At 65.2% G+C, this 12,402-nt stretch carries 10 protein-coding genes and 1 pseudogene; 4 read left to right on the top strand and 7 right to left on the bottom strand.

The genetic code is table 11. The features are described 5' to 3' along the window. Nucleotides 1–10 precede the first annotated feature (10 nt). From nuoC to RS027_RS06435, 3 genes are all read right to left on the bottom strand, one after another. Entirely contained in the window at nt 11–1,762 is a 1,752-nt protein-coding gene (nuoC, locus tag RS027_RS06445; protein ID WP_311955192.1) for an NADH-quinone oxidoreductase subunit C/D, read from the bottom strand. A 50-nt stretch (nt 1,763–1,812) separates the two neighbouring features. Beyond that, nucleotides 1,813–2,493 (bottom strand): NADH-quinone oxidoreductase subunit B, encoded by a 681-nt coding sequence (locus RS027_RS06440; protein ID WP_311955190.1) that lies wholly within the window; start codon nt 2,491–2,493, stop codon nt 1,813–1,815. Nucleotides 2,494–2,588: 95 nt separating this feature from the next. Next, nucleotides 2,589–3,014, bottom strand: a complete 426-nt coding sequence (locus RS027_RS06435; RefSeq protein ID WP_311955188.1) for an NADH-quinone oxidoreductase subunit A — start codon at nt 3,012–3,014, stop codon at nt 2,589–2,591. 323 nt (nt 3,015–3,337) lie between these two features. Here RS027_RS06435 and RS027_RS06430 point away from each other — a divergent pair, with 323 nt between their 5' ends. The 3 genes from RS027_RS06430 to trpC are packed head-to-tail and all read left to right on the top strand — an operon-like array spanning nt 3,338 to nt 5,820. Then, nucleotides 3,338–3,934, top strand: a complete 597-nt coding sequence (locus tag RS027_RS06430; protein WP_311955184.1) for an anthranilate synthase component II — start codon at nt 3,338–3,340, stop codon at nt 3,932–3,934. Nucleotides 3,935–3,969: 35 nt separating this feature from the next. Beyond that, nucleotides 3,970–4,992 (top strand): anthranilate phosphoribosyltransferase, encoded by a 1,023-nt coding sequence (gene trpD / locus RS027_RS06425; protein WP_311955181.1) that lies wholly within the window; start codon nt 3,970–3,972, stop codon nt 4,990–4,992. Between the two features lie 24 nt (nt 4,993–5,016). Further along, nucleotides 5,017–5,820: an indole-3-glycerol phosphate synthase TrpC gene (trpC, locus tag RS027_RS06420; protein ID WP_311955176.1), complete on the top strand. Its 804-nt coding sequence runs from the start codon at nt 5,017–5,019 to the stop codon at nt 5,818–5,820. 10 nt (nt 5,821–5,830) lie between these two features. On the opposite strand, the gene ydiJ is transcribed toward trpC, so the two are convergent. After that, nucleotides 5,831–8,929: a D-2-hydroxyglutarate dehydrogenase YdiJ gene (ydiJ, locus tag RS027_RS06415; protein ID WP_311955174.1), complete on the bottom strand. Its 3,099-nt coding sequence runs from the start codon at nt 8,927–8,929 to the stop codon at nt 5,831–5,833. 93 nt (nt 8,930–9,022) lie between these two features. Further along, nucleotides 9,023–9,631, bottom strand: a complete 609-nt coding sequence (locus RS027_RS06410; RefSeq protein WP_311955171.1) for a DUF4202 domain-containing protein — start codon at nt 9,629–9,631, stop codon at nt 9,023–9,025. A gap of 277 nt (nt 9,632–9,908) precedes the next feature. Between RS027_RS06410 and serS the strand changes: the two genes are divergently transcribed. Next, a complete protein-coding gene (gene serS, locus RS027_RS06405) occupies nt 9,909–11,186 on the top strand; it encodes a serine--tRNA ligase (RefSeq protein WP_311955168.1) in 1,278 nt (425 codons plus the stop codon). On the opposite strand, the gene RS027_RS06400 is transcribed toward serS, so the two are convergent. Continuing rightward, a complete protein-coding gene (locus tag RS027_RS06400; RefSeq protein ID WP_311955162.1) occupies nt 11,183–12,034 on the bottom strand; it encodes an SIMPL domain-containing protein in 852 nt (283 codons plus the stop codon). The two genes, serS and RS027_RS06400, sit on opposite strands and share 4 nt — an antisense overlap. Nucleotides 12,035–12,298: 264 nt before the next feature. After that, nucleotides 12,299–12,402, bottom strand: a pseudogene (locus RS027_RS06395) (IS5/IS1182 family transposase); the annotation flags it as partial.

Raw genomic sequence — 12,402 nt, 5'->3', positions numbered from 1 at the left:
ACTCCCCGGGTTAACGGTCCACGTCGGCCATGACGAAATCAATACTGCCCAGATGCGCGATCAGGTCCGGGACGAAGCCGCCGCGCATCAGCGCCGGAATCTGCTGCAGGTGCGGGAAGCTCGGCGTACGAATCCGCGTGCGGTAGCTCATGGTGCTGCCGTCGCTGGTCAGGTAGTAGCTGTTGATGCCCTTGGCCGCCTCGACCATCTGCAGCGACTCGTTGGCGGGCAGCACCGGCCCCCAGGAGACCTGCAGAAAGTGCGTGATCAGGGTCTCGATATGCTCGAGCATGCGCTCCCGGGGCGGCGGCGTGGTCAAGGGGTGGTCGGCCTTGAAGTCGCCGGCGGGCATGTGGTTGATGCACTGCTGGATGATGCGCAGGCTCTGGCGCATTTCTTCGATGCGCAGCTGGCCGCGGTCGAAGGCGTCGCCGTTGTGCCCCAGCGGCACCTCGAAGTCGAAATTCTCGTAGCCGGAGTAGGGGCGCTTTTTGCGCAGGTCGAAATCGCAGCCGGTAGCGCGCAGGTTGGGGCCGGTCACGCCCCAGGCCAGGGCGTTGGCGGTGTCAAAGGCGGCGACGTGACGGGTCCGGTCGCGCACCACCGAGTTTTCCATCATGGCGCGCTCGTATTCCCTCAGCCGCGCCGGCATCCAGTCGACGAATTCCTGCATCAGCCGGTCCCAGCCCTGGGGTAAATCCTGCATCAGCCCGCCGATGCGAAACCACGCCGGGTGCATGCGAAAGCCGGTGATCGCCTCGATGACGTGGTAGGCCTTCTGGCGGTCGGTAAAGGTGAAAAATACCGGCGACATGGCGCCCAGGTCCTGCAGATAGGTGCCCAGAAACAGCAGGTGGCTGGTAATGCGGAAAAGTTCCGACATCATCACCCGCACCGTGGCGGCGCGGTCGGTGACCTGGATGCCGGCGAGCTTTTCTACCGCCAGCACGTAGGGCAGGTTATTCATCACCCCGCCGACGTAGTCGATGCGGTCGGTGTAGGGGATGAAGCTGTGCCAGGACTGGCGCTCGCCCATCTTTTCCGCGCCGCGGTGGTGGTAGCCGATATCCGGCACGCAGTCGATGATCTCTTCGCCGTCGAGCTGCAGCACGATGCGAAACGCGCCGTGGGCGGACGGGTGGTTGGGCCCCAGGTTCAAAAACATGAACTCGGCGCCGTCGCGCTCGCGCTGCATGCCCCACTCTTCGGGGACGAAGCGAAGCGCGCCCTGTTCCTTGTCCTGACCCTCAACGGTCAGGGTGTAGGGGTCAAACTCGGTGGCCCGGGCGTGGTGGTCCTTGCGCAGCGGGTGGCCGTTCCAGGTCGGCGGCATGAGAATGCGCCGCAGGTTGGGGTGGCCGGCAAACTCGATGCCGAACATGTCCCAGACCTCGCGCTCGTACCAGTCGGCGTTGGGGTAAACCGCAATCACCGTGGGCAGAGAGAGATCGCGCTCGTCGAGCGCCACCTTGAGCATGATGTCGCGGTTGCCGGAGACCGACAGCAGCTGGTAGGCCACGGTATAGTCCGCGGCGGGCAGGCCGTCGCGGTGGCCGCGCATGCGCTCGTCCACGGCGGTGAGATCGTAGAGCATCTCGAACGGCTCGGGCAGCCGGCGCAGGGCGTCGAGCACCTCGACAATGGCGTCGCGGCGCACCCAGACCACCGGCATGCCGGTCAGCGTGGGCTGCTCGCAGTGAAGCTTGTCGCCAAAGCGTTCGCGTAGCGTATGGACAATCGCGGCGGAGGCATCTGTGCTCATGGTGGTGCAGGTTCTCCTTGGCTAAAGGCGGTTCCGCCTGGCTTGGGGCGCTATACGCTGTCCGGCGTGCGCAGTTCAGTGGCTTGAATCCGCTGATCGCGGTGCTTCTCCCGCTGAGACGGCATTTCCGCGCGGTAAACGCCCTGGTCACCGACGACCCAGGAAAGCGGACGGCGCTCTTCCTGGATGGAGTCCTGAAGCAGCTGCAGCCCCTGCAAAAAGGCCTCCGGGCGGGGCGGGCAGCCGGGCACGTACACGTCCACGGGGAGGAATTTATCCACCCCCTGAACCACGGAATAAATATCGTACATGCCGCCGGAGTTGGAGCAGGAGCCCATGGAGATCACCCACTTGGGCTCCAGCATCTGGTCGTAGAGCTGCTGGATGACCGGCGCCATTTTCACAAAGCAGGTGCCGGAGATCACCATGAAGTCCGCCTGGCGCGGAGAGGCGCGGAGCACCTCGGCGCCGAAGCGCGCGACGTCGTGGGGGGCGGTAAACGCCGTGGTCATTTCCACATAGCAGCAGGACAGCCCGAAGTTGTAGGGCCAGAGGGAGTTCTTGCGCCCCCAGTTCACCGCCGAGTTGAGCACCTCTTCCAGCTTGCCGGTGAACACGCTGCGGTGTACCTGCTGCTTCATCGGATCGTCGACGCGCTGACGCTCGCCCAGCGGATAGCGGTCGCTCTGCTGCGCCATTGCGTCGTCGGCCCGGGTCAGGGTATATGCCATGTTATGCCTCCCGACTGAAATCGTTGAGTGCCGGCCGGAAACGCCTCGGCCCTGGTACTTGCTTCGTGCTGGCAGGCGCTGAATCGCGCGTCGATTCAGCCGCGCCGCGCGCTTCCCCGGTGCATCCGTTCGCTGCCGCCAGGCGCCCAGTCGAGTGCGCCGGAGCGATAGTCGTAGATGAGCCCGGCAAGCAGGATGCCAATGAAAACGGCTGCGCCCCAGAAGCCCGGCCAGCCCGATTCGCGTACCGAGACGGCCCAGGCAAACAGGAAAACGGCTTCAATATCGAAGATGACGAACAGCATCGCCACCAGATAAAACTGGATGGAAAAGCGCTGCCGGGCGTCGCCGGCGCCAAGGACACCGCTTTCAAACGGAATGGTCTTGCTGCGCCCCTGGCTGCGCCCGCCGAGCAGCGCCGAGGCGCCGATCATGAACGCGCACAGCAGAAACACGGCCAGGACGAAAAGCCCGATGGCCCAGTACTCGGCGATCAACTCGTTGGCACTGTCGAGTGGCATAAGGCGTACCCGTTACGGTGTCTGGGAAAGCGCTATCCGGCGACGCGTGAGCTGTTTTTATACGCGCCCCGTGCTCTGGCGGGGAGTAAGCGTTGCAAGCCGGTGTGACGCTGTCTTCAAGCGTCTAGCTAAGCATTAAAGCGGGAGGTAGTTCAAGGAGCGCTAAAAAGCCCGGGCGGTGTGAGCACCTCTCGGATGGCCGGCACCGTGCACCCTGGCGGCGGGTTGCGTTACACTCGGAGAAACTGCCCGGCCGGTAGCAAGCAGGCCGTCGGGTTGATCGGCAAACGCCTGAATGACCCGGCAAACCACAGGATGTTTTGATGGCCAAAGCGGCAAAGATCGTCATGATCGATAACTACGACAGCTTCACCTACAACATCGTCCAGTATCTGGCGGAGCTGGGGGCCGAAGTGTTGACTTACCGCAACGACGAGATCGCCATCGCCGACATCGACGCTCTGGCGCCAAGCCACCTGGTCATCTCCCCGGGCCCCTGTACGCCCGACGAGGCGGGGATATCTCTGGACGCCGTTCGCCACTTTGCCGGCCAGCTGCCGATTCTGGGGGTGTGCCTGGGCCACCAGGCGATCGGCCAGGCCTACGGCGGCCGCGTGATTCGCGCCCCGGCAGTGATGCACGGCAAGACCTCGGCCGTTGAGCATCTTGGCCATGGCGTATTTACCGGGCTTGACAACCCGCTGGAAGTGACCCGCTACCATTCGCTGGTGGTGGATAAAGCCAGCCTGCCCGAGTGCCTGGAGATCACCGCCTGGACGCCGGAGGACGACGTTACGCCGGGGCTGATCATGGGGCTTCGCCACCGCGAGCTGGACATTGAAGGGGTGCAGTTTCATCCCGAGTCGATTTTGACCCGCCAGGGCCACGCGCTTTTGGCGAATTTTTTGCAACGCGCTTGAACCGGCGCATCACGAGCACGAGGCCCACCTTTTTCATGCAGATGCGAGACGCAATCAATGCGGTGATGCGCCGCGAGAACCTGTCGTTTGACCAGATGCACGCGCTCATGCGCCAGATCATGACCGGGGACGCCAGCGACGCCCAGGTCGGCGCGCTGCTCATGGGGCTCGCCATGAAGGGCGAAACGGCCACCGAGATTGGCGCCGCCGCCCAGGTCATGCGCGAGCTGATGAACCGCGTCACGCCCGAGGTGCAGGGCGGCGTGGTGGATATCGTCGGCACCGGCGGCGACGGCGCCAACCTGTTCAACGTTTCCACCGCCTCGAGCTTCGTCGCCGCCGCGGCCGGCGCTCGCGTGGCCAAGCACGGCGGGCGCAGCGTGTCATCGTCGTCCGGCAGTGCGGATCTGTTCGACGTGGCGGGGATCTTTCTCAATCTGGAAGCCGGGCAGGTGGCTCGCTGCATCGAAGAGGTCGGCGTGGGCTTCATGTTCGCCCCCAACCACCACCCGGCCATGCGCCACGCCGTAGTGCCGCGCCGCGACATGGGCGTGCGCACGCTGTTCAACATTCTCGGCCCGCTGACCAACCCCGCCGGCGCGCCCAACCAGCTTTTGGGCGTGTACGACCCGGCCCTGGTGCCGCTTTTGGCTGAGGTGCTGCAAAAGCTCGGCAGCCGCCGCGTCATGGTGGTCCACTCCGACGACGGGCTGGACGAAATTTCGCTGGCGGCCCCGACGCAGGTAGCCGAATTAAAAGACGGCGACATCACCGAATACCGCATTACCCCGGAAGAGCTGGGCATCGAGCGCCAAAGCCTTGAATCGCTGAAAGCCGACGGCGTGGAAGACAGCCTGCGCCAGGTAAAGGCCGCGCTGAGCGGCGAAGGCGCCCCGGCAGATATCGTCTCGCTCAACGCCGGCGCGGCGCTTTACTGCGCCGGCGTGGCCGACACGCTGAAAGAGGGCGTGCGCCTGGCGCGCGGCGCCCAGCGGGACAGGCTGCCGCTGGAAAAAATGCGCGAGCTTTCGCGCTTCACCGCCCAGTTCAAACCCTAACGCAACCGCAGTGAGATGATATCTATGAGCGATCAGGCTACGCCGACCGTGTTAACCCGCATTCTGGCGCGCAAGGATGAGGAAGTAACGCAGCGCCGCCAAGCGGTTTCCGAGGCCGACCTGCTGGCGCTGGCCGACAAGCAAAGCGCCCCGCGCGGCTTTATTCGCGCGCTGAACGAGCGCATGGCGGCGGGGGAGGCGGCGGTGATCGCCGAGATCAAAAAAGCCTCGCCGTCCAAGGGCGTCATCCGCGAGGACTTCGCGCCTGCCGAGATTGCCCAAAGCTACGCCGACGGCGGCGCGGCCTGCCTGTCGGTGCTTACCGACGCGGACTTCTTCCAGGGTCACGAGGATTTTCTCATTGCCGCCCGGGACGCCTGCTCGCTGCCGGTGATCCGCAAGGACTTCATCACCCACGGCTACCAGGTCACCGAGGCCCGGGCCATCGGCGCGGACTGCATTCTGCTGATCGTCGCCGCGCTCGACGACGACCGACTCGCCGAGCTGAACCAGCAGGCTCATGCGCTGGGCATGGACGTGCTGGTTGAAGTCCACGATGCCGAGGAGCTGGAGCGCGCGCTCAGGCTCGATCTCGAGCTTGTGGGCATCAACAACCGCAACCTGCACACCTTCGACACCACGCTCGACACTACCCTCGACCTGCTCAAGAAAGTGCCCGAGGGCGTCACGGTGATTACCGAATCCGGCATCCACACCCGCGAAGACGTCGCCAAAATGCGCGACAGCGGCGTCAACGGCTTTCTAGTAGGTGAGGCCTTTATGCGCAAGGAGAGCCCGGGGGAGGCGCTCCAGGCGATGTTTTTCTGAGGTAAGTGGGCTAGCCCGTACGCTTCATCGCCGTGAGCAGCGCCTGCAGCGGATGGGGCAGGGTGGCGCTTGAGAAGCGGCTGGCCTGGCTGCGGCAGGAGTAGCCGGTGGCGAGCAGACGACCTGGGCTTTCTTCGGCCTCGACCATGGGCTGCCAGGACTGGGCGTAGACGGTTTTCGACGTCTCGACGTTGCGGGTTTCGTGGCCGTAGGTGCCGGACATGCCGCAGCAGCCGCTGGCAAGCGTCTCAAGCTCCAGGCCGAAGGCGGCGAACACCTGCTGCCAGGCTTTGGGGGCCTGGGGCTCGCTGGTCTGTTCGGTGCAGTGGGAAAGCAGCCGGTAGCCGTCCTCGGGCCCGTCCAGCGGCGCTACCGGGAGCGTGTTCAGCCGGGTGACCAGCCATTCCTGGAGCAGCGCTACCGGCGGCACGGCATCTTCGCCCAGCGCCTTGACGTATTCCTGGCGGTAGCAGAGCGTCATCGCCGGGTCGATGCCGATCAGCGGCACGCCGAAGTCGGCCAGGGTGCGCAGGCGCCGCGCCTGCTTTTCCGCGGTGCGTTCAAACGCGCCGAGAAAGCCCTGGACGTTGAGCGGCTTGCCGTTGGCGGCGTAGGGCATGACGAACACCCGCAGGTTGAGCCGGGATAGAAGCTCGACCACGTCCATGACCAGTTGCGCTTCAAAGTGGGTGGTGAAGGCGTCCTGGACGATAATCACGCTGTTGGCGCGCTGCTGCTCGGTGAGCAGGCCAAGGGCGGTAGGCGTGGCGGCGCTCACGCCCCAGGCCCTGAGCTGCTTTTTCAGGCTGGCCCGGGATAGTGTCGGCGAGTCGCTCATGCCGAGCCCCCGGCGCATCAGACCGTCCACCAGGCGGCCGGTGATCAGGGCGTTATACAGCGGCGCCGCCTTGGCAAGCGTGGGCAGCATGAACTCGGTGGTGCCGACCAGGTAGTCCCGGAGCGGACGCAGGTAGCGGCCGTGATAAACCTCGAGGAACTGCGAGCGAAACTGCGGCACGTTGACCTTCACCGGGCACTGGCTGGCGCAGGACTTGCACGCCAAACAGCCCGCCATGGCCTCGTACACCTCGTGGGAGTAGTCGTCGCGGCCGCGGCGGTTCAAGGTGTTGTAGGTGCGCAGCGGCAGGTGGGCGATAAAGCCACCCACGCCTTCGGTCTTTTTCTTGTGCGATTCTTCCACCACGTCCACGCCGGCGGCGTTTTGCAGCCGCAGCCATTCGCGGATCAGGCTGGCGCGGCCCTTGGGCGAGTGAATGCGCTGGCGGGTGGCCTTCCACGACGGGCACATGGGGTCGTCGACGTCGTAGTTGTAGCAGGCGCCGTTGCCGTTGCAGTACACCGCCGCGTCATAGGACTGCCAGGCGCGCTCGTCGATGGTGCGGTCGAGCTCGCCCCGGGTGGTCACGCCGTCGATGGTCAAAAGCGCCGGATCGCTCTCCCGGGCGATCAGCCCGCCTTCGTGGCGCGGCGAGGCGATCTTGCCCGGGTTCAGCTGGTTGTGCGGGTCAAAGGCCGCCTTGACCCGCTGCAGGCTGGGGTAGAGCTCGCCGAAGAATTTGGGCGCGTACTCCGAGCGGATGCCCTTGCCGTGTTCGCCCCACAAAAGGCCGTGGTAGCGCTGGGTCAGCTCGGCGACCTCGTCGGAAATCTCGCGGATCAGCCGCGCCTGCTCGGGGTCCTTCATGTCGATGGCCGGGCGCACGTGGAGCACGCCGGCGTCGACGTGGCCGAACATGCCATATTTCAGCCCGTGGCGGTCGAGGACGGCGCGAAAGTCGGCGATGTAGTCGGCCAGGTGCTCCGGCGGCACGGCGGTGTCTTCGACGAACGGGATCGGGCGCTTTTCCCCCTGGACGTTGCCCAGAAGCCCCACCGCGCGCTTGCGCATGGCGTAGACTTTCTGGATCGCGCCGCGGCCTTCGGCTAGGGTATAGCCCAGCCGCGAGACGCTGTCATCGTCGGCCAGGTGGCGGGTAAAGGCCGCCACGCGCTGGGCAAGCCTATCCGGGTCGTTGTCGTTGAGTTCCACCAGGTTGATGCCGCGAATGGGCGTGTCGCCCTGGGGGAAAAACTCGGCCACGCCGTCCCAGACGAAATCGTCCATGGCCAGCAGCAGCACGCTGTCGTCGATGGTTTCAATGGACGTTGGCTGGGCCCTGCCCATCAGCGCCTTGGCATCCCTGAGGGCGTCCATGAAGCCGGCGTAGCGCACGTTGACCAGCGTCGAATACTCAGGAATAGGCAGCACGTTGAGTGTCGCCTCGCTTAACAGCCCCAGCGAGCCTTCCGCGCCGCACAGCAGGCTGTTGATATCCAGGCGCTGCTTGGCGTCGCGCAGGTGGGCCAGGTCGTAGCCGGTGAGGCAGCGGTTGAGCGGCGGAAAGGTTTCCGCGATGAGGTCGGCCTTGCGGTCGATGATGTCGGCGGCGGTGCGGTGAATATCGCCGATTATGCCGCTTTGGGCGCTGGTGTCGCGCTCCTCGTCCGGGTCGAGGGCGTGGCTTATCAGGCGCTTGCCGCCCAGCAGCACGCTGTCGAGCTCGAGCACGTGGTCCCGGGTCTTGCCGTATTCGCAGCTGCCCTGGCCGCTGGCGTCGGTGGCGATCATCCCGCCGACGGTGGCGCGGTTGGAGGTGGACAGGTCCGGAGCAAAGAACAGCCCGTAGGGCTTGAGCGCGGCGTTGAGCTGATCCTTGACCACGCCGGCCTGCACCCGCACCCGGCGGTTTTCCACGTCGATCTCGAGAATGCGGTTCATGTGTCGGGAGACGTCCACTACCAGGCCGTCGGTGAGCGACTGGCCGTTGGTGCCGGTGCCGCCGCCCCGGGGGGCGAGGACGATATCGCGGTTGGGCACCTCGCCGGCGAGCTTGGCGATGCGCTCAAGGTCCTCGCGGTGGCGGGGGTAGAGCACGGCCTGGGGCAGGCGCTGGTAGATGGAGTTGTCCGTGGCCGCGACGGTGCGGTTGGCGTAGTCCGGGGCGATCTCGCCGTCAAAGCCGGTGGCCTTGAGCGCTTCGAGAAAGCGCACGTAGTCGGCGCTTGCGCGCTCAAGGGGGATAGTCTGCCGAGTCAGGGATGCAATCATGGAATATCAGCGCCGTCACAGCCGGAAAGCCGGAGATCAAAGGGAGGTATCCAGTTTAACGCAGCCGCTCCCGGGCTGCACACGGGGTCCGCTTCAGGCCGGCGCGTCCGCCAGGGCCTCCTGAACGATAGCCGCAGAGGTCTCGGACATGGGCAGGGCTAGCGCGAGCTCCCGCGCCCCGGGTGACATCTTGCGCCAGGTTTTCTGCACGATGCGGATCAGATGATCGCGCTCGATGGTGCGCGAGAAGTCGGCAAAGTAGTTTTCCAGAAAGACCAGGCAGGCGCAGTCTTCGAGCGTCTGCACCTCGGCGTCGCGCTTAAGGTCCTGTTTGCGGATGATTCTGGCGGCGCGTTCGGCGTCGGCCTCGGCGTAGCCGGCTTCGCGCATCAGCCTGGCCGTCGTTTCGCCGGCCCGGCGGCTCTGGTCGCGGCGCCAGGTCAGGTAACCCACGCGACCTTCGGTGTAGTCGGCGCGGGGCAGTTGCCAGCGCTCAAGGTGCTGGGCGCGCACGGCCAGGCGCAGGATGTCGCTTGGCTCGCTGTCAATGTGCTCAAGCCAGGCGCTCATGCGCCGGGCGTAAACCAGCTCTCTGGGTTCGGCTTCGCCGTCCACCTCGACGATGCGCGGGTCGCCGCGGTGAAGGTCGTCCAGGGCGTCAAACACGGTGATGAAGGGCGTGGTAGTGAAAGCGCGGGTCATGACGGCTCGCTGTCGGAAGAGATAAGAAGGCATCTTAGCCTCAGTCAACCAGGCTGAGCCGTCAACAGGTCTGCGAGGGGACTCGCTACCTACGCCATCCATGGCGTAGAACCCCCTCTTTGACCTGTCCCCGGCTCTTCTGGACATAGCCAGCTGCGATTGCCTGAGTATCAAGGTCCAACCATAGCTCCACGGCGGGCTTTTGCCTACAATGACGGCCTTTGTCACGGGCGTTTGGCGCTGCGTGTCTTTCTGATTTCAGCCCGGAGGATGACTCATGCTCGACCCGAAACTGCTGCGCGGAGATCTGGAGGCGGTGGCCCGGCAGCTGGCTCGCCGCGGCTATACCCTGGATACGGAAGGGCTTGCTGCGCTTGAGTCGCGCCGTCGGGAGCTGCAGACCCGGACCGAACAGCTGCAAAACGAGCGCAACACGCGCTCCAAGGCGATCGGCAATGCCAAGGCCAGCGGGGAGGACATTCAGCCGCTGCTGGATGAAGTGAGCGATCTGGGCGATCGGCTGGACGAAGCCAAGCAGGCCCACGCCGAGGTTCAGGAAGAGTGGGAGCACGCCGTCAGCGGGATTCCCAACCTGCCCCATGAAAGCGTACCCGAAGGCCGGAACGAAGACGATAACGTCGAGCTGCACCGCTGGGGGGCGCCGCGCGAGTTTGATTTCGCGGTGCTTGACCACGTGGATCTGGGCAAGAAGTCCGGCTATCTCGATTTTGACCTGGCGTCCAAGCTCACCGGCGCGCGCTTTGCCGTGATGCGCGGCCCGGTGGCCAAGCTGCACCGGGCGCTGGCGCAGTTCATGCTGGATACCCAGACCGAGCAGCACGGCTACGAAGAGTGCTACGTGCCCTATATCGTCAACCGCGACTCGCTGATCGGGACCGGGCAGCTGCCCAAGTTCGGCGAGGACTTGTTCCGCCTGGACGACGAGCGCGAGTATCATCTGATCCCGACCTCGGAGGTGCCGCTGGCGAACTTCGTGCGCGACGAAATCGTCGAGGCCGAGGCGCTGCCGCTGAAGCTCACCGCCCATACGCCGTGCTTTCGCAGCGAAGCGGGGTCTCACGGGCGGGATACCCGGGGGATGATCCGCCAGCACCAGTTCGACAAGGTGGAAATGGTGCAGGTGGTGGAGCCCGAGCACAGCTACGCGGCGCTCGAGGACATGCGCGGCCACGCCGAGGCGATTTTGCAGGCGCTGGAGTTGCCGTACCGCGCGGTGACGCTGTGTACCGGCGACATGGGCTTTGGCGCCGCCAAGACCTACGATCTGGAAGTGTGGTTGCCAAGCCAGGAGACCTACCGCGAGATTTCCTCGATTTCCAACTGCGAGGATTTCCAGGCCCGGCGGATGCGGGCGCGCTATCGCCGTCCCGAGGCGAAAAAGCCCCGGCTGGTCCATACGCTGAACGGCTCCGGCCTGGCGGTGGGGCGCTGCCTGCTGGCGGTGCTGGAAAACCACCAGCAGGCAGACGGCACGGTCACCGTTCCCGAGCCGCTGCGCCCCTATATGGGCGGCGTGGAGACCATTCGCCTTTAAGCGTCGCTATCCCTTTCGCTATCGCTGTCTTCAAGCGCCCACTCGACGTTGACGCCGGCCTCGACGTCGATGGTGCCGGGGCGGTATTCCGTAGCCGGCGCCGAGGCTTCGGTATTGCCACGCGAGTCGGCGCTTATGCTCATCATGCGCGGAGAAAAGCCCGGCGAGCGGGTTTCTTCCACGCGCTGCACGCGGCCGAGCTCGACGTCTAGGCTCTCTGCCATCAGGCCGGCCTTGCGGCGGGCCTTTTCCAGCGCCTGCGTCAGCGCCCTGTCGGTTGCGCCTTGGCGGTCCTTGAGGTCAAAGGTTACGCCGTCGAGGCGGTTGACGTCGGCCGCCATCAGCGTGCCGAGTACGTCCTCGAGCCGGTCCAGGTCGTCGAGCTGAACGGTGATCGGGCGCTCCAGCCGCGTGCGCGTCAGAGGCTGGCGGTCATCGTCCTGCCCGGAACCGGGAGTTTCATCGCGCCGCGGGTGCACGCCTAGCGAGCCGGCGCTGATGGCGTCGCGTTCGATGCCGGTGTCGTCTTCAAGCGCGTCGATCAGGCTAGCGGCGCGCTTTTCCAGGGCGTCTCGCGCCTCCCGGCGGGCCTTTTGGTGCTGCTGGCGCTGCTGCTCATCAGCGAGGTTGACGGCGGGGGTGTCTTCCCACAGCCGGGCGCGGACGGTGGCGCGATCGGGCGTCACCTCGACGGTGGACTGTGCCTGCACCTGAAGGCTCGGCGTACGCTCGTTATCGGCCAGCGAAGGGGACGCGGCGGTGAAGGCGCCGAGCGCCAGCGAGAGCAGCAGCGCAATACGGCCGCTTCTGCCGCCATGACGGCGGTGGATAAGTGGAAGATGTCGCATGGAATACCTGCCTTTTGTGGTGTTGAATCGTGGGAAGGCGTTGACGGGCGGCGCCGCCGTCGCGGGTGCCGCCCGCTTGAGTATGGCAGCCGTCGGAAGCGCGCGGCAGCGTTTGCACGCTGGCTTGCACGATGGTTTCAAATTTTCCGTGCCGGCTTGAGGCATGCTGTGGGCCTAGCCGCTGAAGACTTAACGGCCCCGGCGTTTTGCGTGGCGGAAAAATAACGCCACTATCGGCCGGTAACGCTAGGGCCTGTTGACGTTTCACATTGGTAGCCATAAAAAGCCGCATGCCAAGGCCACCATGCTTTCGTAATTTCGTTTGAGCTTATCGTAGCGCGTCGCAATGGCGCGATACGGTTTCAATC

The organism is Halomonas garicola, assembly GCF_031935715.1.
GTDB lineage: Bacteria > Pseudomonadota > Gammaproteobacteria > Pseudomonadales > Halomonadaceae > Vreelandella > Vreelandella garicola.
Note: the sequence above shows the minus strand (reverse complement) of the source record. Positions and strands in the feature narration are given on the sequence as shown.